The 23258-nt window shown below is 47.3% G+C and carries 24 protein-coding genes and 1 pseudogene; 16 read left to right on the forward strand and 9 right to left on the reverse strand.

What is annotated here, in order from left to right:
• From J7K79_RS01785 to J7K79_RS01795, 3 genes are all read right to left on the reverse strand, one after another.
• The coding region (locus J7K79_RS01785) for a site-2 protease family protein (protein WP_296904502.1) at nt 1-734 on the reverse strand (734 nt) is incomplete at its 3' end.
• Nucleotides 710-1837 carry a 1-deoxy-D-xylulose-5-phosphate reductoisomerase gene (dxr, locus tag J7K79_RS01790; protein WP_296904503.1) on the reverse strand — a complete coding sequence of 376 codons (1128 nt, stop codon included), beginning with the start codon at nt 1835-1837 and terminating at the stop codon, nt 710-712. The genes dxr and J7K79_RS01785, both read right to left, overlap by 25 nt.
• Nucleotides 1816-2424 carry a thiamine diphosphokinase gene (locus J7K79_RS01795; protein ID WP_296904505.1) on the reverse strand — a complete coding sequence of 203 codons (609 nt, stop codon included), beginning with the start codon at nt 2422-2424 and terminating at the stop codon, nt 1816-1818. Before J7K79_RS01795 ends, dxr begins: the two co-directional genes overlap by 22 nt.
• A gap of 59 nt (nt 2425-2483) precedes the next feature.
• On the opposite strand from J7K79_RS01795, the gene J7K79_RS01800 reads away from it, so the two are divergent.
• Genes J7K79_RS01800 through J7K79_RS01810 form a run of 3 tightly spaced genes read left to right on the forward strand, consistent with a single transcriptional unit; the run spans nt 2484 to nt 5383 of the window.
• Nucleotides 2484-2897 carry a methylated-DNA--[protein]-cysteine S-methyltransferase gene (locus tag J7K79_RS01800; protein WP_296904508.1) on the forward strand — a complete coding sequence of 138 codons (414 nt, stop codon included), beginning with the start codon at nt 2484-2486 and terminating at the stop codon, nt 2895-2897.
• Nucleotides 2894-4825: a transglycosylase domain-containing protein gene (locus J7K79_RS01805; protein ID WP_296904512.1), complete on the forward strand. Its 1932-nt coding sequence runs from the start codon at nt 2894-2896 to the stop codon at nt 4823-4825. The genes J7K79_RS01800 and J7K79_RS01805 overlap by 4 nt, the downstream gene beginning before the upstream one ends.
• Nucleotides 4826-4828: 3 nt before the next feature.
• The gene (locus J7K79_RS01810) at nt 4829-5383 is read left to right on the forward strand and encodes a pyruvate kinase alpha/beta domain-containing protein (protein ID WP_296904514.1); all 555 of its coding nucleotides are present in this window, start codon (nt 4829-4831) and stop codon (nt 5381-5383) included.
• Here the strand turns inward: J7K79_RS01810 and J7K79_RS01815 are convergent.
• Nucleotides 5328-6698 carry a radical SAM protein gene (locus tag J7K79_RS01815; protein ID WP_296904516.1) on the reverse strand — a complete coding sequence of 457 codons (1371 nt, stop codon included), beginning with the start codon at nt 6696-6698 and terminating at the stop codon, nt 5328-5330. The two genes, J7K79_RS01810 and J7K79_RS01815, sit on opposite strands and share 56 nt — an antisense overlap.
• Nucleotides 6695-7435: a type III pantothenate kinase gene (locus J7K79_RS01820; RefSeq protein WP_296904518.1), complete on the reverse strand. Its 741-nt coding sequence runs from the start codon at nt 7433-7435 to the stop codon at nt 6695-6697. The genes J7K79_RS01815 and J7K79_RS01820 overlap by 4 nt, the downstream gene beginning before the upstream one ends.
• 132 nt (nt 7436-7567) lie before the next feature.
• Between J7K79_RS01820 and J7K79_RS01825 the strand changes: the two genes are divergently transcribed.
• From J7K79_RS01825 to tsaB, 9 genes are all read left to right on the forward strand, one after another.
• Nucleotides 7568-8860: an O-acetylhomoserine aminocarboxypropyltransferase/cysteine synthase family protein gene (locus J7K79_RS01825; RefSeq protein WP_296904520.1), complete on the forward strand. Its 1293-nt coding sequence runs from the start codon at nt 7568-7570 to the stop codon at nt 8858-8860.
• A 4-nt stretch (nt 8861-8864) separates the two neighbouring features.
• Nucleotides 8865-9779: a homoserine O-succinyltransferase gene (metA, locus tag J7K79_RS01830; RefSeq protein ID WP_296904522.1), complete on the forward strand. Its 915-nt coding sequence runs from the start codon at nt 8865-8867 to the stop codon at nt 9777-9779.
• Nucleotides 9780-9847: 68 nt separating this feature from the next.
• Nucleotides 9848-10972 (forward strand): sodium ion-translocating decarboxylase subunit beta, encoded by a 1125-nt coding sequence (locus J7K79_RS01835; RefSeq protein WP_296904524.1) that lies wholly within the window; start codon nt 9848-9850, stop codon nt 10970-10972.
• Between the two features lie 12 nt (nt 10973-10984).
• Entirely contained in the window at nt 10985-11209 is a 225-nt protein-coding gene (locus J7K79_RS01840) for a 4Fe-4S binding protein (protein WP_296904526.1), read from the forward strand.
• Nucleotides 11178-12332, forward strand: coding sequence for a 2-oxoacid:acceptor oxidoreductase subunit alpha (locus J7K79_RS01845; protein ID WP_296904528.1), 1155 nt, complete (start codon nt 11178-11180; stop codon nt 12330-12332). The genes J7K79_RS01840 and J7K79_RS01845 overlap by 32 nt, the downstream gene beginning before the upstream one ends.
• A gap of 50 nt (nt 12333-12382) precedes the next feature.
• Complete coding sequence (gene eno / locus J7K79_RS01850; RefSeq protein WP_296904530.1) at nt 12383-13672, forward strand: phosphopyruvate hydratase; 1290 nt, start codon at nt 12383-12385, stop codon at nt 13670-13672.
• Between the two features lie 45 nt (nt 13673-13717).
• Nucleotides 13718-14632 carry a cation diffusion facilitator family transporter gene (locus J7K79_RS01855; RefSeq protein ID WP_296904532.1) on the forward strand — a complete coding sequence of 305 codons (915 nt, stop codon included), beginning with the start codon at nt 13718-13720 and terminating at the stop codon, nt 14630-14632.
• 3 nt (nt 14633-14635) lie between these two features.
• Nucleotides 14636-15109, forward strand: a complete 474-nt coding sequence (locus J7K79_RS01860) for a DUF3855 domain-containing protein (protein WP_296904534.1) — start codon at nt 14636-14638, stop codon at nt 15107-15109.
• Between the two features lie 11 nt (nt 15110-15120).
• Nucleotides 15121-15744 (forward strand): tRNA (adenosine(37)-N6)-threonylcarbamoyltransferase complex dimerization subunit type 1 TsaB, encoded by a 624-nt coding sequence (gene tsaB / locus J7K79_RS01865; protein ID WP_296904536.1) that lies wholly within the window; start codon nt 15121-15123, stop codon nt 15742-15744.
• Here the strand turns inward: tsaB and J7K79_RS01870 are convergent.
• Nucleotides 15741-18128 carry an ATP-dependent Clp protease ATP-binding subunit gene (locus J7K79_RS01870; protein WP_296904538.1) on the reverse strand — a complete coding sequence of 796 codons (2388 nt, stop codon included), beginning with the start codon at nt 18126-18128 and terminating at the stop codon, nt 15741-15743. The two genes, tsaB and J7K79_RS01870, sit on opposite strands and share 4 nt — an antisense overlap.
• 264 nt (nt 18129-18392) lie before the next feature.
• On the opposite strand from J7K79_RS01870, the gene rsmH reads away from it, so the two are divergent.
• The 4 genes from rsmH to J7K79_RS01890 all read left to right on the forward strand — a co-directional run bounded on the left by rsmH (nt 18393) and on the right by J7K79_RS01890 (nt 21308).
• Nucleotides 18393-19292 carry a 16S rRNA (cytosine(1402)-N(4))-methyltransferase RsmH gene (gene rsmH / locus J7K79_RS01875; protein WP_296904540.1) on the forward strand — a complete coding sequence of 300 codons (900 nt, stop codon included), beginning with the start codon at nt 18393-18395 and terminating at the stop codon, nt 19290-19292.
• Nucleotides 19258-19557 (forward strand): hypothetical protein, encoded by a 300-nt coding sequence (locus tag J7K79_RS01880; protein ID WP_296904542.1) that lies wholly within the window; start codon nt 19258-19260, stop codon nt 19555-19557. The genes rsmH and J7K79_RS01880 overlap by 35 nt, the downstream gene beginning before the upstream one ends.
• On the forward strand, nt 19558-20052 hold the full coding sequence (locus J7K79_RS01885; RefSeq protein ID WP_296904544.1) for a hypothetical protein: 495 nt from the start codon (nt 19558-19560) through the stop codon (nt 20050-20052).
• A 155-nt stretch (nt 20053-20207) separates the two neighbouring features.
• Entirely contained in the window at nt 20208-21308 is a 1101-nt protein-coding gene (locus J7K79_RS01890) for a penicillin-binding transpeptidase domain-containing protein (protein WP_296904546.1), read from the forward strand.
• On the opposite strand, the gene trxB is transcribed toward J7K79_RS01890, so the two are convergent.
• The 3 genes and pseudogenes from trxB to J7K79_RS01905 form a co-directional block, all read right to left on the reverse strand.
• Nucleotides 21299-22252 carry a thioredoxin-disulfide reductase gene (trxB, locus tag J7K79_RS01895; RefSeq protein ID WP_296904548.1) on the reverse strand — a complete coding sequence of 318 codons (954 nt, stop codon included), beginning with the start codon at nt 22250-22252 and terminating at the stop codon, nt 21299-21301. The two genes, J7K79_RS01890 and trxB, sit on opposite strands and share 10 nt — an antisense overlap.
• 6 nt (nt 22253-22258) lie before the next feature.
• A complete protein-coding gene (locus J7K79_RS01900; protein ID WP_296904550.1) occupies nt 22259-22924 on the reverse strand; it encodes a thioredoxin family protein in 666 nt (221 codons plus the stop codon).
• A gap of 29 nt (nt 22925-22953) precedes the next feature.
• Nucleotides 22954-23258, reverse strand: a pseudogene (locus tag J7K79_RS01905) (hypothetical protein); the annotation flags it as partial.

The following is a 23258-nucleotide window of genomic DNA, read 5'->3' on the forward strand; positions in this document are numbered from 1 at the left end:
TCGTTGAACTGCTTCAAAATACCCCTGACCGTGCTTTTCTCGAACTCCAGGGTGACGTACTCGTTCACGTAATCCTTCAAAATGGAAAGATCTCGGTCCCCGTTGACCGAAATGAGCCTTCCCTCTGGTTTTCCCTCGGCACCTTCCAGGATGATCTCGTAGGTTTCAGGGTACATCCTGGGTACGATTTGAATCGATTCTTTCCGACCATCTCTGACGACTATCAGTTTCACAGGAAGTCCTTTCTTGATCTCATCGGATATGATAGCGGTATCGAAGGCGATCTTTCCGTTCACAGAGTAAATGATGTCTCCTTTCATTAAACCTGCTTCTTCTGCGGGACTGTCCGGAAGGACCTCTCCCACACCAGGAAAGGCGATTCCCCACTGAAGCGTTATGGGGAGAAAAAGAACGTAGCCCGCAACAATGGAAAAGAGGGGGCCCGCCAGGGTTATCAGAAGTCTTTGCCATGCTGGTTTAGCGTAGAAACTTTTTTCTCTCTCCTCCTCCATCACCTCTTCCCCTTCTTCTCCCAGCATTCTGACGTATCCGCCTATGGGAAAGACGTTGAACCTGAAGGTGGTCTCTTTTCCTTTCACAGAAAAAATCTTGGGTCCAAATCCTAGGGCAAACTCCAGGACTTTCACCTTGAAAAGCCTTGCAAACAGGTAATGCCCAAGCTCATGAACCATGATCACACCGGTGAGTATCAAGACGAAATAGATGATAACCATTCTGTCACCCTCTCTGCCGTTTTCTGGGCCTCGGCGTGGATCTGTTCCACTTCCTCCAGATTCCGCGGTTCTGGATACCCATCGAGTTTCTCGAGGGTCTTCTCTATGATCCTGTGTATTCCTCCAAACTTTATTCTACCTTTCAGAAACGCATCGACCGCTACCTCGTCCGCCGCGTTGAAGGCCGTCCTGAGAGTGTAAGAGTCCTTTATTCGGTTTAGCAGAAAGAAAGCCGGGTATCTTTTCGGATCGATCGGCTCGAAAGAGATCTTCATCGTTTCAAGGGAAAAAGACTCGAGAGTAGCACGCTTTGGATAGAGAAGAGAATAACTTATGGGAATTCTCATATCGGGCAACGAAACCACCATCTTCACGTTCCCATCAGGTAGTATCACAACTCCATGGACCAGACCTTCCCTGTGTATTTTCACGTCTATCTTCTCAAAGGGCAGGTCAAAGAACTCCATCGCTTCCAGTACCTCGAAAGCCTTGTTCACCATCGTAGCAGAATCCACCGTGATACGCGTCCCCATGTTCCAGACAGGATGCTTCAATACGTCGCCCGGCGTCGCAGATTCCATTCTTTCCGGATCCCAGTCTCTGAGAGCACCTCCCGATGCTGTCAAAACAATCTTTTGGACATCCGGTTCGATCACCTGGAATATGGCACTGTGTTCACTATCCACGGGGATCAGTTCAACTCTTTTCTCCTTTAGCTTCTCTTTCACAAGAAAGCCTCCACACACGAGGGATTCTTTGTTTGCAAGGCATACCCTTCTGGAGTGTTCCAGCGCTACCAGAACGGCTTTCAAACCGCTGAAGCCGGACACCGCCACCATCGTGATGTCCGGTTTTAACACTTCCATCATCTCTTCCAGTGCGTGCGGACCTTTCCAAACCTTCGCATCGCACTCAAAAGAAACATCGCTGGTAACGGCTACGTTTTTCACTCGAAATTCTCTCACGATCTTTCTTGCCGAATCCACGTTCGTGTGGAAGGAAATTCCCACGAGCCGAATTCCATCTATTTTTCTCAACACATCGAGTGTCTGGGTTCCGATGGAACCAGTTGCTCCCAGTATCACAAGGGTTCTTTCTTCCATCTGAAAAAGATCACACCTCCCGTTTTTACCTCTATCTCAACCTCACTGGACACAGCTTCGTTGCTCACACCGTAGGGCTTTACAACTGGCATTTTCGCACCTTTCAGGGTGTATTTGAACCCGCTGAGACTCACCCCTTCCGCATCGGAACCAAGAGGTAGTATGGACCATTTCTCACCCGGCCTAGCGGGAAGAACTTTCTTTCCCTCCACATAGCCAATCACCAGATTTTCCGATTCAAGAACGGTGTTCTTGAATCGCTTCAACAGATAAAAAAGGGCGAGGATCATGTCCAGACGATCACCCTGCCACCCAAAGACAACCTTTTCCTCACTCTCAAACTGCTGAAGCGCAAGTTCCAGGTCTATCTCGTCTTTCTCCCTTGGAAACAACTTCATCTCCACTCCGTGGTTTTTCAGCCATTCCATCGTTTCTCCCGATACCGAATCAGCATCCCCAATAAAGATATCTGGAGCGATGCCTTTTGATCTCAAAAAGTTCGCTCCACCGTCCACTGCCACCACCCTGTCACATCGCGAGAGATCCATCTCTCCACCGTAGCGGCCGTTCGCAAATATACACACCATTCGAGAACTCCTCCTCAAGTAGGCCTGTTATAATTCTATCAGGAGGCGGTGATTTTTTCATGAAAGATCTTCCTGGAAACGTCTTTGTTCGTGTTGAAAACGGAAAAGTCGTCGAAATAAAACTAGGAAGCGATGAAACGAACTGCCCGGAGGAAGTGAAGAAAGAGTTAGAAGAGTACTTTTCAGGCAGGAGAAGGGAATTTTCTTTCCCGGTTGAGATCAGAGGTACTCCTTTTCAAAAGAGGGTCTGGGAAGAAGTCAGGAAGATTCCGTACGGTGAGACACGAACCTACAGAGAAATAGCAGAGAAGATCAACACCTCCCCAAGGGCGATCGGTCAAGCCCTCGCAAAGAATCCGCTCCCTCTCTACATACCATGCCATCGTGTGGTTTCAAAACGAGGTCTTGGAGGATTCAGTGCAGGTGTCGAGTGGAAGAGATTTTTGATCGATCTGGAGAGAGGTAAGAGATGAAAAGGTTCCTTGTATCTTTTTTGATCTCCGCTACACTCGTATTCTCAGTACTTTGGGGCCTCTATTTCTTCTTCACAAAGAATCTGCCACCGCCTGAAAGCAAACTCGTGCCAACTTTCAGGATATTCTACAGTGACGGAACACCTCTTTTCATTTCCAGAAACATTTGGATAGATCTTTCAAACGTGCCGAAGAGTTTTGTGAACCTTCTTTTGACTTCTGAAGACGAAGATTTTTACAAACATCCCGGATTCGATCTGAAGGGTTTCATGAGGGCGATCTTGGTGGATATAAAAACCTTGAGCTTTTCACAGGGAGGAAGCACCCTCACACAGCAACTGGCGAGAACCCTCTACCTTTCCATGGACAAGTCCATCGTCAGAAAACTGAAAGAGATCTTCATCTCACTCTGGCTCGAGCGGATAAGAACGAAGGATGAGATTCTCGAGATGTACATAAATTCTGTTTACATGGGAAATGGCATCTATGGGTTCCAAACGGCGGCGCGCTATTATTTCGGAAAGAACCTGTGGGAACTTTCTGAACCGGAAATGGCTGTCCTTGTGGCTCTGATCAAGTCTCCTGAGAACTTCAATCCCATGAAAAATCCAGGGATTTCTAAGAAGAGAGCGAGGATCGTTCTGGAGAGGATGCTCTCGGAAAAGAAGATCGATCTTCAAACATATCAGCGCTACGTCGAAGAACTCTCAAAGCTAAAATTCCAACCACACCAGCTCACGGTGGATGAAGAACTCTTTTGGAGAGTCGTAAGGGAAGCTCGAAGAGCGGGGTTTAACCTGGACGAACTCAGACACGGTTACAAGGTGTTCCTTACGCTAGACAAAGACCTACAGAAAAAGGCTTTCAGGACCATCCAGGATGAGAAGACCGCCCTCGTTGGTGTAAAGACGAAGACGGGCGAGATAGTAGCTTACCGGGGAATCGGAATCGAGTATGGAACGGGCTGGAGACAAGTTGGATCCGCCATAAAACCCCTGTACTACTACTACGCCCTCTTGAAGGGAATGAATCCTTCGGACCTTTTGATCGATCTTCCCATCAAGGTAGGAGACTGGGAACCAGAGAACTTCGATAGAAGATACAAGGGAGTAGTCAGTTTCGAAAACGCCGTCGTGGAATCTAGGAACATACCATCTGTGTTGCTTTACTCGTATATGCAACCGGAGAACGTGAAATCTTTCATCACAGAAGTACTAGGACTGAGGACCAGATATCCGGACGATCTCACGGCTGCCCTTGGAACCGTTGAAACGTCGCCGGAAGAATTGGTGAAAGTGTATTCTGCTGTGTTCAACGGAGGAGTTGTCCTGGAACCTTACATCATAGACAGAATAGCAGACAGGAACGGGAGAGTCGTTTACAAGGGGTATCCAAAAGTCGTATCGATCGTACCTTCTTTTGTGAGGACCCCACAGGAAGCAAGTGAGATCATGAAGTGGATCATGAAAGAAGTTGTGGAAAGGGGAACGGGCGCTCGAGCCAAAGTGTATGGAAAAACGATTGCAGGAAAGACGGGAACATCAGAAAACAACGCCTGGTTCATCGGGGGAGATGATGAGTACGTTGTTGCTCTGGTAAAAGACGGGAAGGGTCTTCTAGGTGGAAAGGATTGTGCTCCCGCCTGGAGGGAGATCGTGTCGAGTTGGAAGAACTTCAAAGGTTCTCTCACATACAGAGAAGTACGTGGGGAGAAAAAACTTGTGATCGACGATCGAATCATAGATTACATCGATTACGGTGAGCTCGTTGAACTCCTGAATAGAGGAAATATTGACCTAGAGAGGATCGTGGAGATCCTCAGGTTCATGGATTACAGTCATCAGATAGAGTTCCTCTCGAAAATGAACACGGTGGATCCGGTTCTGTCACTTGAGATCTGGAAGAGATTCTTGAGGGAAGGGGGATGAAGTATGGTTGTGTTCAAGGAGCCAGGAAAGTTGAACACGAGAAAGACCTTGGAGATAGCAATCGAAAGAGCACGAAAAATCCCTTCCAAGAAACTTCTGATAGCTTCCGTAACAGGGTACAGTGCGAAAATGGCAGTAGAAATGGCAAGGGAGTTGGAACTCATTGTGGTAACACACCACACTGGATTCAAAGAACCGGACACGCAGGAGTTCGATGAGAACACAAGAAAACTCCTGAAGGAGAAAGGCCACGAAGTTCTTACCGCCACTCACGCCCTTTCCGCCGGAGAAAGAGGCCTCAGAAGGAAGTTCGGAGGCATCTACCCTTTGGAGATCATAGCGAATACCTTGAGAATGTTCAGCGAAGGCGTAAAAGTGGCCGTAGAGATATCTTTGATGGCGGCTGATGCAGGTCTTGTGAAAACCTCAGAATTGGTAGTGGCCTGTGGTGGTACTGAAAGCGGTCTCGATTCTGCCGTTGTTATAAAACCGGCGAATTCTTCTAATCTTTTCGATTTGAAGATTGTTGAGCTCCTGTGCATGCCTTCGAACATCTGAGTTTCAAGTCTTGAACGAGTTGCTTTATTTCCTGTACCTCTTCCGAGCTCATTCCGTGTTTCCACCAGAACGGAAGGACCGTGTTGTTCAAAAGAGCCGGATCAACGTCTGGATCCAGCTTCCTTTCTTTGACGAGTTTTTTCCAGTCTTCCGTACCTGGAATGGGAGTGTACTCGTTCACTGACACACCAATTCCCTCATTCAAACAAACTTTTACGGCTTCCAGCACGTCTTCTTTCGTCTGGCCAGGCATGTTCACCATGACGTACGCTGAGATTTCTCTCTCGGTGAAACCAGCCCCTCTTAGAATTCGGGCAGCCCGCACGAGGTCTTCGTCGTACACCTTTCCTCCCGTTTCCTTCTGAAGTTTTCCAGAAGTTTCGTACCCCAGCTTTATGGTCTTGAAGTTTGCTTCTTTCATCAGAAGAGCTGTTTCTTCATCGAGAAGTCTCGCGTGTATTCCGTTTGGAAGATGAAAACGCACCTTCCAGCTCTTCTTGACAATGAGTTTCAACACTTCTTTGAACCGCCCCGACGTCAGTACTGCGTCATCGAAGAAAACAACATCCTCGACCTGGAACATGTCCAGATACTTCTCGATAGTATCCACTACCTTCTCCGGACTTCTCACTCTGAGACCTTTCCAGAGTTTATGAACTGCGCAATAAGAACAACTGAAGGGACACCCAAGGGTTGTGGTGAAGACGAGGTATCCCACTCTCTCGTAGAGCTCGTACATTGGATCAAAAACCTCAAACCAATTCTCCGGAATTTCTTTCGAGAAAAACCCAAGCTTTTTCAGGAAAGATGGAAGGAAAACAAGATCGCCAGAGGAGTAAGTCAGGGCACCACTTCTGGAGGCGTGCCTTGGGAAGAGCCTTGGGTATATTCCTCCCAGGATAATCGGAACATCGAGGTAAGACCTGAGAAATCTGATGGTCTCCCAAATACCAGGGTACCAGTAACTCAACGTGGAGGTGACCATCACGAGGTCAACTCTTCCGATCTCCCCGAGTTTCCACTCCAAGAACTCTGGAGGTGCACCGTATCTTTTGTACTTTCTGGGAACGAAACGGAGAATCTCAGGTTTTTCTATAACCCTACTCGGGAATTTTCCAGTACTGTATCTTTTGTCCTTTGGAACTTTCACGAAGCGGGGGAGGTGCGGGTCGTGTCTGTTCAGAAGATCTATAAGATGAACCTCGTATCCCATCCACTCCATCGCGCGGGCAACATAAAGAAGCCCAAGGGGTTTCAACCAAAAATCGTACGCCGCAAAATCATAGATCCAGGGATTCACAAGAAGGACTTTCATTTTTCGAAACAGTAGTGGTACACCCCCTTTATGGTCAGGTCCTCGTCGTACATATCATGTTTGAAGATCTCCCTCACAACCTTCGACTGTCCACCGGTGAGAACCACCGGAAGATCCCCAAAAACTTCCTTCATACGCTTCACTATTCCTTCAAGGGCGTAGACGCTTCCGTTCACAACACCCAGTTGTATATTCTCTTCTGTATCTCTTCCTGCCAAGAGGTTCGTTGGCTTTATCTCAACGAGAGGCAGTTTCGCTGTTCCTCTGAACAGGGCGTGGACCATCATGAAAAGCCCCGGAAGAATAGCACCTCCCTTGTATGTTCTGTTCACAACAAGATCCACTGTGGTGGCCGTTCCCATATCTATTATGATCCCACTGTTCCCGTACTCTTTCACGAACGCTATCACGTTTGCCACCCTGTCGGCCCCTATCTCCGAGGGATTCTTAACATCCCATTTTATCTCTCCGTTGTTCGCCCTCACCCAGACAGGAGTGGTGTTGAAGTACTTCTGGATGAAACGTTCCACAACAGTGTTCTGCGTGGGAACCACGGAAGCCACACCTATTTTTCTCACATCCTTCAGCTCACTGGATATCAGAGGAAACAGGTGGACAAACAGTTCATCCTCCGTTTGAAAAACACCTGTTGAAAATCTCCACTTTTTGAAGGACTTTCCATCTTTTGTTAAAGCAAAAACCGTGTGGGTGTTTCCTACGTCGATCAACAGGTACACGAAGATCACCTCCAAGATCGAGGTTGTAAAATATATTTTACAGTTTGATCTAGGGAATTGACATTGGTTTTCAGTAAGGTAATACTAAATTCCAAAGAAGACACTGAAATTTTATCACAGGAGGTGGCTACGTTGGACTGGAGGAAGTACGGTTTCAACACAAGGGCGCTCCATGCAGGTTACGAACCCCCAGAATTGACCACTGGATCGCGGGCAGTTCCCATTTATCAGACCACCTCTTACGTTTTCAAAAACTCCGATCACGCGGCGAAACTCTTTGCCCTCGAAGAACCTGGCTTCATCTACACGAGAATTGGAAACCCCACCGTGAGCGTTCTCGAAGAAAGAATAGCAGCTTTGGAAGGTGGAGTTGGGGCTCTCGCTGTTTCCAGTGGACAAGCTGCCATAACGTATGCCATCTTGAACATAGCAGGCCCTGGCGATGAGATCGTCAGCGGAAGCGCTCTGTACGGAGGAACGTACAATCTCTTCAAACATACGTTGTATAAGAAGTCTGGTATTGTGGTGAAATTTGTTGACGAAACAGATCCGAAAAACGTAGAGGAAGCCATCACAGAGAAGACGAAAGCAGTGTACCTCGAAACCATTGGAAACCCAGGCCTTACGGTTCCAGATTTCGAAGCAATAGCGGAAATCGCTCACAGACACGGTATACCTCTCATCGTCGACAACACAGTGGCGCCGTACATCTTCAGACCGTTCGAGCACGGAGCAGACATCATTGTCTATTCCGCCACAAAATTCATAGAAGGACACGGTACATCGATCGGAGGCCTTATAGTGGACAGTGGAAAATTCGATTGGACCAACGGGAAATTTCCAGAACTCGTGGAACCCGATCCTAGCTACCATGGTGTGAGTTATGTTGAAACGTTCAGGGAAGCTGCCTACATAGTGAAGTGCAGAACGCAACTTCTAAGAGACCTTGGAAGCTGTATGAGTCCGTTCAACGCGTTTTTGTTCATCATGGGACTCGAGACTTTGAGCTTGAGAATGAAAAAGCACTGTGAAAACGCTTTGAAGGTCGTGGAGTTCTTGAAGAGTCATCCCGCAGTGAGCTGGGTCAACTATCCGATCGTCGAGAACAACGAAACCAGAGAAAACGCTCTGAAATATCTCAAAGAAGGATACGGTGCCATAGTGACGTTCGGTATAAAGGGGGGAAAAGAAGCCGGAAAGAGATTCATTGATAGCCTCACTCTCATTTCTCACCTTGCCAACATTGGTGATGCTCGAACTCTTGCCATTCATCCAGCTTCCACAACCCATCAGCAACTCACGGAAGAGGAACAGTTGAAAACAGGGGTCACTCCAGATATGATAAGATTGTCTATTGGAATAGAAGATGTGGAAGACATAATAGAGGACCTTGATCAAGCTCTGAGGAAATCACAGGAGGGATGAAGAATTGCCAATAAACGTCCCAAGTGGCCTTCCGGCGGTAAAGGTTCTGGCAAGAGAAGGAATCTTCGTAATGACGGAAAAGAGAGCGATTCATCAGGACATTCGCCCCCTTGAGATCCTCATCCTGAACTTGATGCCGGACAAGATAAAAACGGAGATACAACTTTTGAGACTCCTAGGGAACACACCCCTCCAGGTGAACGTGACTCTTCTGTACACGGAATCCCACAGACCAAAACACACTCCTATTGAACACATCCTGAAGTTCTACACAACTTTCTCTGCTATAAAGAACAAAAAATTCGATGGATTTATCATCACAGGAGCTCCCGTGGAGCTCCTCTCTTTTGAAGAAGTGGACTACTGGGACGAACTCATGGAAATCATGGAGTGGAGCCGCCGTAACGTGTTCTCCACGATGTTCATCTGCTGGGCGGCTCAAGCTGGTCTGTACTTCTTCTACGGTGTGCCGAAGTACGAGCTTCCCCAGAAACTCTCCGGCGTTTACAAGCACAGGGTCACGAAAGAAACGGTACTTTTCAGAGGACACGATGACTTCTTCTGGGCACCTCATTCCAGGTACACAGAGGTCAGAAAGGAAGATATAGAGAAAATTCCGGAGCTGGAAATCCTTGCAGAGTCAGACGAAGCGGGAGTCTACGTAGTTACAAACAAAAGCGAAAGACAAATATTCGTAACGGGGCATCCAGAGTACGACAGATACACACTGAGAGATGAATACTACAGAGATATAAACCGTAATCTGAAGGTTCCCATACCAGCTAACTACTTTCCAGACGACGATCCAACAAAAACTCCTGTTCTCACTTGGTGGAGTCATGCTCATCTTTTCTTCAGCAACTGGTTGAATTACTGCATATATCAAAAAACACCTTACAGATTGGAAGACATACGTTGAAGAACCCCATAAGGGGTTCTTTTTTCTGTGCTAGAATATTCCTGGCCGCGCAAAAAGGAGGGAAAGAGTTGGCCGTCTTATCAACACTGGAGAACTTTCTCAACCAAACGGCCTTTCCTCATCTCACTATCGGGAACGTCCTCATGTTCGCGATAGCGATATCTCTACTTTACGTGGCGATAGTGAAACACTCAGAACCCCTTCTGCTGATACCGATCGCTTTTGGTATCATCCTCGCGAATATTCCACCCGAAGCCACTGGTATCCTCAACGAAGGTGGTTTTCTCTATTACATAAAGAGAGGACTGGACCTGGGTGTGTATCCGCCCCTCATTTTTCTTGGAATAGGTGCCCTCACAGACTTTTCTTTCATACTCTCTTATCCGATAACCATTTTCCTCGGGGCTGCTGCACAGATGGGAATATTTTTTACGCTCTTTGCTGCAAGGATGCTGGGTTTCTCTTTGAAGCAGGCAGCATCAATCGCAATAATAGGTGGAGCAGACGGTCCAACTGCTATCTACATAACCAACACACTCTCTCCTGAGTTTATCGCTCCCATTGCCATCTCCGCGTACTCCTACATCGCTCTCATACCGATACTCCAACCCGTTGTCTCCAAGATGTTGACCAGTAAAGAAGAAAGGAAAATACGTATGAAGCCTCCCAGGAGGGTGAGCAGATTCGAAAGGCTCTCGTTCCCTCTCGTCATAACCATCACCACTGCCCTTCTGATACCCAAGTCATTGCCACTCGTTGGTTCTCTTATGCTCGGGAATCTTCTGAGGGAAGCTGGAGTGGTCAAGAGATTGGTGGAGGCGGCGAGCAGGTACATACTGGACACGGTGACCATACTGCTCATGCTTTCCGTTGGAGCGTCTGCAAGGGCGGACGTGTTCCTGAGACCTCAAAGTCTGAAAATATTCTTCCTGGGAGCCACTGCTTTTATCGTGTCCATGAGTTCTGGCATTCTGTTCGCAAAACTCATGAACCTCTTCTTGAAAGACAAGATAAATCCTCTTATAGGTGCTGCTGGGGTCTCCGCCGTACCTGACTCCGCTAGGGTTGCCCAGAGACTCGCCCAGGAGGAAGACCCGAACAATCATATACTCATGCATGCAATGGGGCCGAACGTAGCAGGTGTGATCGGATCTGCGACCGTAGCCGGGGTGTTTTTAATGCTCCTCAGCTGAGAAGGTGAGAATATGGGATACAAGATCGAGGTAAATTATGAATGGTGTAAGGCCTGTAAGCTGTGTGCTTGGATCTGTCCCACAAAGGCCATCACGAGTGATGAACTGGGAAGACCTGTGACGCATGAGGAGAAATGTGTTGGGTGTTTGAGATGTGAAAAAATATGTCCTGAGATGGCCATAGAGATACTGGGAAGTGAAGAGGATGTCAGAAATGATGTTTCTGCAGGGAAATGAAGCGTGTGCTCTGGGTGCCATAAGGGCGGGGTGCAGGTTCTTTGCTGGATACCCCATCACGCCCTCAACGGAGATAGCAGAGGTCATGGCAAGAGAGTTGCCAAAGGTTGGTGGTGTGTTCATCCAAATGGAAGACGAAATAGCCAGTGCTGCGGCCGTTGTGGGAGCTTCTCTTGCCGGTGTGAAAGCCATGACCGCAACGAGTGGTCCTGGATTCAGCCTCATGCAAGAGACGATCGGGTACGCTGTGATGACGGAAACACCCTGCGTTTTTGTCAATGTCATGAGGCTGGGACCGTCTACGGGCCTTCCAACGAAACCGGCTCAGGGGGACATCATGCAGGCGCGCTGGGGGACACACGGTGATCACGCTATAATCGTTCTTTATCCCACCACTGTAGAAGAGGTGTATCGTTACATAATCACCGCTTTCAACATAGCGGAAGAGTACAGAACACCCGTTGTGTTCCTGATGGACGAGACACTGGGACACATGAGGGAGAGTTTCTACCCTCCAAAAGATGAAGAGCTTTTCGTCATAGAGCGCTTGAAAGACTCATCTTTCGGTGACGAGGAGTTGTTCGTCCCGTTCTCCGAGAGCGAGTACGCGGAACCCACACCGTTCCCAATGGCCGAAATGGGAAAGACAAAGTTTCACGTTTCTGGCCTTGTTCATGATGAATCAGGATTCCCTCTCAGTTCTCCCGATGTGGCAGAGAAACTGATAAGGAGGCTCACCAACAAAATAAGGCTTCACTCAGATGAACTGGCCCTGTACGAGGAGTACGAAGTTGAAGACGCAGAGATTCTGGTGGTAGCCTATGGAATAGTCGCAAGAAGTGCCCTAAAGGCTGTAAAGATAGCAAGGCGTGACAGGATCAAAGTGGGACTGTTCAAACCCATCACGATCTGGCCGGCTCCTATTTCAAGATTCAGGAAACTGGTGGAAAAGGCGAGCACGATCATCATCGCCGAAATGAACCTGGGACAGTACGCAAAGGAACTGATCAGTTCCATCGATAGAAAGTCGAAGGTCATAAGAACGATAAATAAGGTGAGCGGTGAACTCATAAAACCTGAGGAGATACTCGATGTTATAACCGAAACTCAAATAGAGATTTAACAGGATGGGGTACAATATTGGTGGAATCAAAAAACGAGGAGGTGGAGACTGTGTACGTGGAAATCGTCGATGTGAGGGCGAGGGAAGTTCTTGATTCTCGAGGGAATCCCACTGTTGAGGCTGAGGTCGTTCTAGAAGATGGTACTGTGGGAAGGGCGATCGTTCCCTCCGGGGCATCCACAGGAAAGTTTGAAGCCCTGGAAATAAGGGACAAGGACAAAAAAAGATTCCACGGGAAAGGTGTTCTCAAAGCAATTGAAAACGTGAACGAAACAATCGCTCCCGCACTGATCGGGATGAACACCTTCGATCAACCGCTCGTTGACAAGACACTGATCGAACTCGATGGTACAGAAAACAAATCCAAACTCGGAGCCAATGCCATTTTGGCTGTGTCCATGGCAGTAGCAAGGGCGGCAGCCAATTACCTTGGACTTCCTCTATACAAATATCTCGGTGGGGTCAACGCGAAGGTTCTTCCTGTTCCTTTCATGAACGTGATAAACGGCGGTCAGCACGCAGATAACAACCTCGATATTCAAGAGTTCATGCTCGTTCCAGCAGGATTCGATAGTTTCAAAGAAGCCTTGAGGGCGGGTGTAGAGATATTTCACACATTGAAAAAGATCCTTCACGATTCCGGTCACGTGACTGCAGTTGGTGACGAGGGTGGATTCGCACCGAACCTTTCTTCCAACGAAGAGGCTATAAAGGTGTTGCTTGAGGCCATTGAAGCGGCGGGATACAAACCCGGTGAGAACGTGTTCATTGCCCTCGACTGCGCTGCATCTTCCTTCTACGATGAGGAAAAGGGAGTCTACTTTGTTGACGGCGAGGAGAAATCCAGCGAGGTGCTCATGGGATATTACGAAGAGCTAGTGGCGAAGTATCCAATCATATCCATCGAAGATCCATTCGCGGAAGAGGATTGGGAGGCGTTCGTCGAATTCACTAAAAGAGTTGGAAACAAGGTTCAAATCGTGGGAGACGATCTCTACGTGACCAACGTGAATAGACTCTCCAAAGGAATCGAGCTCGGTGCGACCAACTCCATCCTTATCAAGCTGAACCAAATAGGAACCGTCACCGAAACGCTTGATGCTGTGGAGCTTGCACAAAAACACAACATGACAGCTATCATTTCCCACAGATCTGGAGAGAGTGAAGATACCTTCATAGCCGATCTTGCGGTGGCGACCAACGCCGGTTTTATCAAGACAGGGTCCTTGTCCAGAAGCGAAAGAATTGCCAAGTACAACCAGCTCCTGAGAATTGAAGAGGAACTCGGGAAAATAGCGGAATTCAGGGGATTGGATTCTTTCTACTCTATAAAGAGGTGAAAAAGGCCCACCGAGGTGGGCCTTTGTTCATTGAGGTGAAAGCAATTGGAAAGACACGATGAGATAAAAAAAGGTGCCTGGGTTGGAATCGTTGGAAACACCTTCCTTGCGATGTTGAAGGTGTTGACGGGATTGTTTACGGGGAGCTATGCGATCCTTGCAGACGGAGTAGATACGTCCACTGACATCTTCACGTCCTTTATTATTCTTTTATCGGCACGTATTTCAGGTAAGCCTCCTGACAGGACACATCCTTACGGCCATGGAAGAGCAGAAGCGATAGCTTCAAAAATCATCTCGTTCGTCATGTTTTATGCAGGAGCCTCTCTGTTGATAGAATCCATCAAGAGGTTGGTCACCAGTGAGATCTCTCTAGAGTTGACTCTTCCTGCCTTCCTTGTGGTAGGAGCTTCAGTTGTGGGAAAGACTTTCCTTTTTCTGTACAAGCTGTCACTTGGAAAGCGCTTGAATAGCCTTGCTACGATCAGCGACGCTCTGAACATGAGAAACGACATTATGATCTCTGGAACCGTACTGGCTGGAATGGTGGCGATGAAGACCCTCGGCTGGTGGTGGCTCGACAGTATCCTTGCGATATTCGTTTCGATCCTAATTCTCAGAACTTCCTTTCAGATCTTCTATGAAGCCGCCTTCGAATTGATGGATGGAATGAAAGAGTCGGAGCTTGACATATACAACGACATCTTCAGAGTTCTGGAAAAGTTTCCAGATGTACACAATCCTCACAGGGTCAGGGTGAGAAAAGTCGGAACGAAGTACTACATAGAGATGGACATAGAGGTCGACGGATCGATGAACGTGGAAGCCGCTCACGATCTGACCGTGAAAATTAGAGAAGAGATAATGAACAAAAGAGATGATATAGAAGATTTAACGATACACGTGGAACCTCTTGGTAACGTGGAGAAAGAGGGTTTCGGAGTGAAGAAAGGAGTGTAGACAATGAAGCTGATGGACAGTTTGGAGATCTTCTACCGTAGGAAAGACAAAGATCTCAATGATCTCGAGAGGAAACTCAAGGAAATCTTCCGTGAAACCGGTATCGTTCTGGATGTTGTAAACTCGGAGTCAGCGGGAAAGATTTTCCTCAAGATCAACGTTCTGGAAGATCAAGAAGAAGTTCCAAACTTTGTGGTGAAGGCCTTGACTCCAGAAACCGACGCTACCGAACTTCCTCTCGGAGAGTGGGCAACTTTGGACGTTTTCGTGGAGGAAGTAGACTATCTGGAGGATCACGAGTACATGAAAATCTTTTCAGATGGAAACAGGCACACACTCTACGTTCCGTACTCCTCTGTGAAGAACAAAAACAGAAATGAAGTGGTGAAAGAATTCATGAGGTATTTCTTTGAAACAAAAGGCTGGAATCCAGACAACTACGAGTTTTTTGTGCAAGAAGTAGACAACATAATTTGAGGTGAAAAGAAGTGGTTGTACTGGCGGTGGATACTTCTCAGAGAATAAGAGTCGGTCTGAAAAAAGATGAAGATGTGTTTGAAATCTCCTACGCAGGGCAGCGGAAACACGCAGAAGTGCTTCCAGTTTTGATAGAGAAGCTGCTGAAAGAAAACGGTATTTCTGCAAAGGACTTGAGTGTTGTGGGGATTGGTATCGGTCCCGGCACGCTGACGGGTCTCAGAGTAGGAATCGCAACGATCGTAGGAATAGTGGCTCCCTTCGATGTTCCCATCGCCCCTTTGAACTCCTTCGAAATGGCTGCAAAGAGTCTTTCCATCGATGGAACTGTTCTTGTTTCCAAAAGGGCGAGGAAAGGGTATCGCTACTGTGCTGTCTACTCGAAAAAGAACGACTCCCTGGAGGTCATCAGGGAACCTTTCGTTTTCTCCGATGAGGAGGTACAGAAGATTCTATCTGAAACGAGGCCTTCCGTTGTCTTAGAAGAAGAAATATTCATCTCACCGAAAGTGCTTGTTGAAGAGGCAGAAAAGATGTTGAAAGAAGGGAAACTTGTGCACTACTACGAAATAGAACCTCTTTATCTTCAAAAATCCATAGCGGAGCTGAACTGGGAGAAAAGAAAGGGGGGCTAGCCCCCTCGCTCCACCTTTTCAACTTCTCTTGCAACCTCAAGTATTAACTTCTCACCATCGAAGTCCACCCTCACTGTTTGACCTTCTTTGACATCACCTGCTATGATCATCTTGGCCAGAGGCGTTTCTATTTCCCTTTCAATGAGTCTTCTCAACGGCCTTGCTCCGAACGTTGGATCGTATCCTTTCTCTGCGAGGTACTCTTTCGCCGCGTTGGTGATGGTCAGTTTTATGTTTTTATCCTTCAGACGACTTTCGAGTCTTCTCAACATGATTTCCACTATCTGTTTCATATGTTCTTTGGTGAGTGGCTTGAAGACAACCACGTGGTCTATTCTGTTTATGAATTCCGGTCTGAAGTAGTGTTTTAACTCTTCTCTCACTTTCTCTTCGATCTCCTCGAAGCTTTTACCTTCTCTGACGAAGTTCAGTATGAGATCGCTCGCTATGTTGCTTGTCATTATTATGATCGTATTCTTGAAATCCACAACGTTTCCCTTAGCGTCGGTCAGTCTGCCGTCGTCCATTATCTGAAGCAGTATGTTGAACACGTCTGGATGAGCCTTTTCTATCTCGTCGAGCAGGATCACACTGTATGGTCTTCTCCTCACAGCCTCTGTGAGCTGGCCACCTTCTTCATATCCCACGTATCCCGGAGGAGCTCCAATCAACTTGGAGACCGCGTGCTTTTCCATGTACTCACTCATGTCGATTCGGATGAGAGCGTTCTCACTCCCAAAGAGAACCTCAGCAAGTGTTTTCGCCAGTTCTGTTTTTCCAACCCCCGTTGGCCCGAGGAAGAGAAACGCACCAACAGGTCTGTTTGGATCTTTTATCCCCGCACGCGCTTTCCTTATAGCATCCGCTATGACCTTGACAGCCTCTTCCTGATCCACCAATCTCTGATGTATGATCTCTTCCAGTTTGAGCAACTTCTCCTTTTCTGACTTCACTATCCTGGATACGGGCACTCCAGACCAGGCTTCGACCACTTCCGCTATCTTCTCTGCCGTGACGACTGGCCTTCCACTCTTCAGAGATTCGTATTCATTCTTCAACCTGAAGAGTTCTTTCTTGAGCTCTGCCGCTTCCTTGTACTGGGATCTCACGGTGAGTTCATCAATCCTGTTTTCGAGCTCTCTTATCTTCCTTTCAAGTTCCTGGAGTCTTGTTTCGTCCCTTCCCTGTTTTGAAAAACCCAGCTTCACCCTCGCGGCTGCCTCGTCCAGTAGATCGATTGCCTTGTCCGGTAGGAATCTATCCGTTATGTACCTCGCCGAGAGCTTCGCAGCAGCTTCTATTGCTTCGTCTTCTATCTTGACCTTGTGGTGTTCCTCGTAAACTCTCTTGAGACCCTTCAGGATCTCTATTGTTTCTTCCACGCTGGGTTCCTTCACCATCACTGGCTGGAATCTTCTTGCGAGTGCTTTGTCTTTTTCTATGTGTTTTCTGTATTCATCTAGGGTGGTTGCCCCTATGACCCTGATCTCACCGCGAGCGAGAGCAGGTTTCAACATGTTGGCGGCATCCATCGCTCCTTCGGCTGCTCCCGCTCCAACTATGGTGTGGATTTCGTCGATGAACAGTATGGTTTTTTCTTTCTGCTTCATCACTTCATCGAGGAAAGATTTCAACCTTTCTTCGAACTCTCCTCTGTATTTGGTACCTGCTATCATCCTTCCAAGATCGACCATCAAGACACGTACGTCCTTCAGAGTGTCGGGCACTCTTCCTTCAACAATCCTCTGGGCAAGACCTTCTACGATGGCAGTTTTTCCAACTCCAGGGTCTCCGATGAGTATCGGATTGTTTTTCGTTCTCCTCATCAGGATCTCAATCACACGTTCGATCTCTTTGTCCCTTCCTATGATGGGACCGATCTTTCCTTCTCTGGCAAGTTTTGTCAGATCCGTAGCGAATGCTGTGATCGTTGACCGCCCTTCCACAAACTCCTCCTCGTGCTCCTTCACTTTCTGAAGCACTCTTTCATAGTCCACTCCATGTTTTTTAAGGACGCGGGCCGCATGCGTCGAGCCGTCTCTCAGAAGTCCCAAGAGAAAATGAAGAGGTCCCACGTCCTTCTGTTTGAAGAGTCTGGCCTCTTTTCTTGCCAGCTCCAGGATGTAAGAAAGTTCTCTGGAAACGTATACCTGATCGGAAAACCCATAGAATATCCCATACTGGGAATCGATGTGACTTTCCAGCTCATCGAGGACCTTTTCTGTATTCACGTTGAGCTCTCTCAGAATCTTTGTGACCTCGTTTTCATCGTAGAGAAGCTGAAGAAGAATGTGTTCAGACCTGAGGAGATTCTGGTTCCTATCCTTGAGATCATCGACACTCCTTTCAAAGATATCCTTCATCTTGTCGTTCAGGTTCCTCATGCATCTCACCTCCGGTGAAAATATATTAGCACTTGAATATTAAGAATGATAAACAATAAGGTAACAACAAACAAACGACACACCTTATCTTCTTCGGGACAACAGGTATACACTCGTATATTGAGATATCCACACCGAGAATTCCCATCAAAAGCCTGTTTCGGGTACTTTGGTACCTGTTCATCTTTTTTTGATTTTTATGAAAAAACACGTTATAATTTCCTACAAGCAGAGTCTACGGCTGTAACTCAGAGGTGTGAGAAGATGAGAAAGTATACCCACTACCACATTCCGGTAATGGTTCGGGAAGTGATCGAGTATCTGAAGCCCGAAGATGAGAAGATCATTCTGGACTGCACGGTGGGAGAGGGTGGGCATGCAAGAGCGATTTTGGAAAGCTGTCCTGGTTGCAGGCTGATCGGGATAGACGTTGACTCAGAAGTCCTTCAGATCGCGGAAGAAAAACTCAGAGAATTCTCTGTTCGGGTGAGTCTTTTCAAAGCATCCTACAAAGAAGCGGATTTCCTGCTCAAAACTCTTGAAGTTGAAAAGGTAGACGGAATACTGATGGATCTTGGTGTTTCGACCTACCAACTGAAAGGAGAGAACAGAGGTTTCACTTTCGAAAGAGAAGAACCACTTGACATGCGTATGGATTTGGAGAGCGAAATGACAGCGCAGAAAGTACTGAACGAGTTGAACGAACAGGAGCTGGCTCGTATCATCTTCGAGTATGGTGAAGAAAAGAGGTACGCGAGGAGAATTGCGAGGAAAATCGTGGAAAACAGGCCTCTTAATACCACTTTCGACCTCGTGAAAGCCGTGAGCGAAGCTCTTCCTTTCCACGAGATAAGACGTCGAAAAAGGCACTTTGCCACCAAGACGTTTCAGGCAATAAGGATATACGTCAACAGAGAACTTGAGAATTTGAGGGAATTTCTGGGTAAAGCGGAGAAACTTTTAAAAGTCGGTGGTAGGATAGTGGTGATTTCCTTTCATTCGTTAGAAGACAGAATAGTAAAAGAGGCATTCAAAAGTTCCAAGCGACTTCGAATTTTGACAGAAAAACCAGTACGTCCTTCGGAAGAGGAAATAAGGGAAAATCCTCGTTCCAGGAGTGCGCGTCTGCGTGCAGCGGAGCTTGTGGAGGAAGGAGGAGATTGAACTGCCAGCGAAGGTAAACCAAAAATCGAAGGTTCTGGTACTCTCTCCTCAGCTTGTCTTTACGATCATCATGGTTGTTGTTTTGATATTCATGGGAATAACAGCGTTGAAGATGGGGGTTCTGGCGTTTCAATTGACCCAGGCCAACAGGCGGTTGGAGATCGAGATAAAAGAAATGGAAAGAACGTATCAAACCCTGAAAGAGGAATTCAACCACATTTCCTCTTACTTCGATGTTGTGTACCCCACGGAGCGAAAGAAATAGATGGAAAAAAGGCTGGCCCTGTTACTGGCAGTGTTTGCACTGTTCTTGGTGGTGTCGTTCATAAATCTTTTCTTCTTTCCTCTTGGGGGGCAGAAATCTCACTGGTATATCTCTATCCCTCCAAAGCGTGGGAGTATTCTGGATGCAAAGGGAAGAAAAATCGCTTACGACTTTCCGGTGTACGTTGCCTACCTCGATGTTGATTTCTTCAAAAGGCAACTTGGAGATAAAAGCGTACTCGAAAGAACGCTAAAGGCCTGTGGAGTAGAAAAAAATCCGGAGGAGGTTTTGAAGCACAGATTCTACAGGCTCACAGAGGCTGAAGACAAAGAAAACGTTTTGAAAAGGCTAGACCCCGCCATTTTGCCTTTCGTCAGTTTGGAAATAGAGTACAGAAGAGAAAAGCTTCAAGATTACAGCACAGGTGTGTTGATTGGAACGGTGCTGAACGGTCGAGGAAAGGCGGCATCGAAGGTTTCTTCGACGACGTTTTAAGAGGAAAGAGAAAGGGAACCCTGAAGTTTCTCTACAGAGGAGCCAGACTCTCCCCTGTACTCACCGACTACATCCCTCCAGAAGACGGTCAAGATGTTCACTTATCCATCGATCTGGATCTTCAAAGACACATCTACGAGATAATCTCCGAGGCAGTGAAAGAATTCTCCGCGGAAGCAGGGCACGCCATCGTTATGGAATCCAGGACGGGAAAGATTCTCTCGATGGTAACTACGAGGAACTGGAACGACCTGATCGGTGGTTACATCGAACCCGGTTCTACCATAAAGCCTGTGGTCTACGCTATCGCTTTGGAGACGAAGTCCGCATCACCGTCTTTTTCCATAGAATGTGAAGGTCAGATAAAGCCTGTCGAGAGTTTGAACGTCATTATAAGAGACATAGAAAAACACGGGAAGGTGGCCTTCCTCACCGGAATCGTGAAGTCCTGTAACGTTATGAGTGTGAGAGTAGGAGAGCTCATCGTGAAGAACATAGGAGTTGAAGGATTCTACGAATGGTTGAAAAAAGCAGGCTTTGGAAGACGAACAGGGGTGGAAATGGAAGGGGAGATCGATGGGGTGCTGAGGGATCCAAAAGAGTGGTCTCTCATAGACCCAGCGGAGATCTCCATAGGCCAGGGAATCGGTGTCACACCCTTACAACTTGTGGCCTCCCTCAATACATTCGCCAACGAAGGCTACTGGGTAAAACCATCCATCCTGAAAGAGAGTCCCGTTAAGAAGAAAAAGATCTTTTCGAGAGAGACGGCTGAAATGATTAAAGAAGCCATGGTAGGAGTTGTCGAAGAGGGAACAGGAAGACTCGCACAGGTCAGGGGGCTGAAGATCGCTGGTAAGACCGGAACGGCTCAGAAAGCAGTTGGAGGAAGATACCAAAACCTTTACCATTCACTCTTCGTGGGCTTTTTCCCTGCAGACGATCCCAAATACACGATAATGGTGCATCTGGACAGTCCTTCCAGAGCATTCTATGGAGGTGATGTCGCTGCCCCCGTGTTCAGGAAGATAGTGGAACTTTTAACGGAGAAAAGAGAAAAGAAAATAACACTCATAAGAGGATTGATGCCGGATCTAGTGGGATTACCGGTAAGGGATGCCCTCCTTGTGCTGGAAGAATCTGGCGTCGAGGATGTGAAGCTAGAAGGCAAAGGGTGGATAGTGTCCGGTCAGACACCCCCACCCGATTATCCGCTGAAAGGAGAAATTGTTTTGACGTTGGATAATCAAAAGTAATGTTTTGCAGCGTGCTCCACAGCGATCGCACCGTCTGCGACAGCCGTGACGATCTGTCTGAGATTTTTCTTCCTCACGTCTCCAACGGCGTACAGACCTTTGATGCTTGTTTCCATATTCTCGTCTGTTACAACGTAACCGTAAGGATCCAGTTCTACGAGTCCTTCGAGCAATTTGGAATTGGGGTCCAGTCCTATGAAGATAAACACTCCGTCGGCTTTCAGTACTTTTGTTTCCCCGGTCTTCACATTCTCTATAACGATTTCTTCGACCTTATCTTTTCCTCGTATCTCTTTCACCGTGGAGTTGAAAACTACATCTATCTTTGGATTGTTCAGCACCCTTTCCTGAAGAACCTTCGCCGCTGTAAGGGTTTCCAGAAGCTGAACCATCGTGATCTTGTTTACGATGTTGGAGAGGAAGATCGATTCATCACATGCGCTGTCTCCCCCTCCAACAACTACGATGTCTTTCCCCGAAAACAGATATCCGTCACACGTTGCACAGTAGGAGACACCCTTTCCAAAGAATTCTTTTTCTCCAGGAATGTTCAATTTTTTTGGATCGGCACCCGTTGCAACGATCACCACTGGAGCCTCTATCTTCTTACCATCGTCCAGCTCGACTACTTTCCTATCCTCTTGAATCTCCAGTCTCACAACCTCTGCGTTGTATATGTCCGCTCCGAAGCTTTCAGCGTGTTCTTTGAACTTCGAAGCAAGCTCTTCACCTGAAATCTTCGGAAAGCCCGGGTAGTTTTCAACCAGGTGGGTGAGGTTCACGTACCCACCTTCGATTGCCTTCTCAACGACGAGAACAGAAAGACCCGCCCTCCTTGCGTATATGGCGGAAGCAAGACCCGCTGGCCCAGCGCCGACGACCACCACATCGTATTGATCTTTGATCCCTTTCTTCTTCACAGATCCCATGTCGAAGAAAACCACTACTCATCACTCCTTTGCGATCCTCAGCACTTCGTTTATGAATTCTTTCTCAGGATAAGCTCCCACGAAGAATTTGGAAGGATCTCTGTTCACAACGATGTGGGGGACAGAAGAAACCCCAAATTTCTCGCTCAGTTCCCAGTATTCGTTCGCTTCGATCATCTCTCCTACGATCCTGTCGCTCGCTATCGCCATGTTGTGAGCCATGAGAACTGCCCGCGGACAATAGGGACACGTTGGGGTGACAAACACGCTTATCCTTATCGGCTCCTCGAAGGCCTGGAGCTTTTGAATGCTTTCCTCAGAGAGCTGTGGTTTTCCCTTGGAGACGGTTATGATATCCTGTATGAGCGTTCCAAACTCATGGCCAGAAGGCACACCGTAGAACCTTATGCCGTGGTCTTTTCCGTCTTCAGAGAGCAAAATCGTGGCAGGAACCATCTCCACTTTGTACTTCTCCACAACATCCTTTTCAGCATCGAAGTTGTGGATTTCAAGCTCGAGTTTCGAATCAACGGAAGTAAGTTCCTCGAGCACTTGTTCTGTGATCTCACAGTACTGACAGCGCCCTTTGTCATCGGTCTTGAAGAACAGCACTTTCACTTTCTTCTCCAGCTCTTTTCCGAAGAGATCTTTGAGATACGCCATATCTTTTTCGGATAGAACTCCCATTTTTTCACCTCCACTATTATTCTACCAAATTAGTCAAATTTATTTATTCCGTTTAGTAAACCGATTGTTACACCAAGAAACAATATCATCGAAACCATCAGAGGACTCCTCAGATCAACGTTGGAAAAGATAGCATACAGTCCAAAAAACTTCAGAGCGGGTTTTACAAAAGATTTGAACAGCCTCTTTCTGATCTGATACAAACTGAACTCCCTGTCGTCGTATTCGAAGGAGAGAAACATGATGCGGTACTGCTTGTTTATACCCATAAGGAAGTGGGCAGATTCTCCCAGAAAGAAGAGCACGGCGAGAACAGCAACCAGTAGTCGAAAGA

Origin of the sequence: Thermotoga sp. (assembly GCF_021162145.1) — a bacterium.
GTDB lineage: Bacteria > Thermotogota > Thermotogae > Thermotogales > Thermotogaceae > Thermotoga.

What these genes read in the sequence shown, in the direction of transcription:
- dxr (WP_296904503.1), bottom strand. Translation starts at nt 1,837, where the DNA reads ATGGAAGAAAGAACCCTTGTGATACTGGGAGCAACTGGTTCCATCGGA.
- J7K79_RS01795 (WP_296904505.1), bottom strand. Translation starts at nt 2,424, where the DNA reads ATGGTGTGTATATTTGCGAACGGCCGCTACGGTGGAGAGATGGATCTC.
- J7K79_RS01800 (WP_296904508.1), top strand. Translation starts at nt 2,484, where the DNA reads ATGAAAGATCTTCCTGGAAACGTCTTTGTTCGTGTTGAAAACGGAAAA.
- J7K79_RS01805 (WP_296904512.1), top strand. Translation starts at nt 2,894, where the DNA reads ATGAAAAGGTTCCTTGTATCTTTTTTGATCTCCGCTACACTCGTATTC.
- J7K79_RS01810 (WP_296904514.1), top strand. Translation starts at nt 4,829, where the DNA reads ATGGTTGTGTTCAAGGAGCCAGGAAAGTTGAACACGAGAAAGACCTTG.
- J7K79_RS01815 (WP_296904516.1), bottom strand. Translation starts at nt 6,698, where the DNA reads ATGAAAGTCCTTCTTGTGAATCCCTGGATCTATGATTTTGCGGCGTAC.
- J7K79_RS01840 (WP_296904526.1), top strand. Translation starts at nt 10,985, where the DNA reads ATGGGATACAAGATCGAGGTAAATTATGAATGGTGTAAGGCCTGTAAG.
- J7K79_RS01845 (WP_296904528.1), top strand. Translation starts at nt 11,178, where the DNA reads ATGTCAGAAATGATGTTTCTGCAGGGAAATGAAGCGTGTGCTCTGGGT.
- J7K79_RS01860 (WP_296904534.1), top strand. Translation starts at nt 14,636, where the DNA reads ATGAAGCTGATGGACAGTTTGGAGATCTTCTACCGTAGGAAAGACAAA.
- J7K79_RS01870 (WP_296904538.1), bottom strand. Translation starts at nt 18,128, where the DNA reads ATGAGGAACCTGAACGACAAGATGAAGGATATCTTTGAAAGGAGTGTC.
- rsmH (WP_296904540.1), top strand. Translation starts at nt 18,393, where the DNA reads ATGAGAAAGTATACCCACTACCACATTCCGGTAATGGTTCGGGAAGTG.
- J7K79_RS01885 (WP_296904544.1), top strand. Translation starts at nt 19,558, where the DNA reads ATGGAAAAAAGGCTGGCCCTGTTACTGGCAGTGTTTGCACTGTTCTTG.
- J7K79_RS01900 (WP_296904550.1), bottom strand. Translation starts at nt 22,924, where the DNA reads ATGGGAGTTCTATCCGAAAAAGATATGGCGTATCTCAAAGATCTCTTC.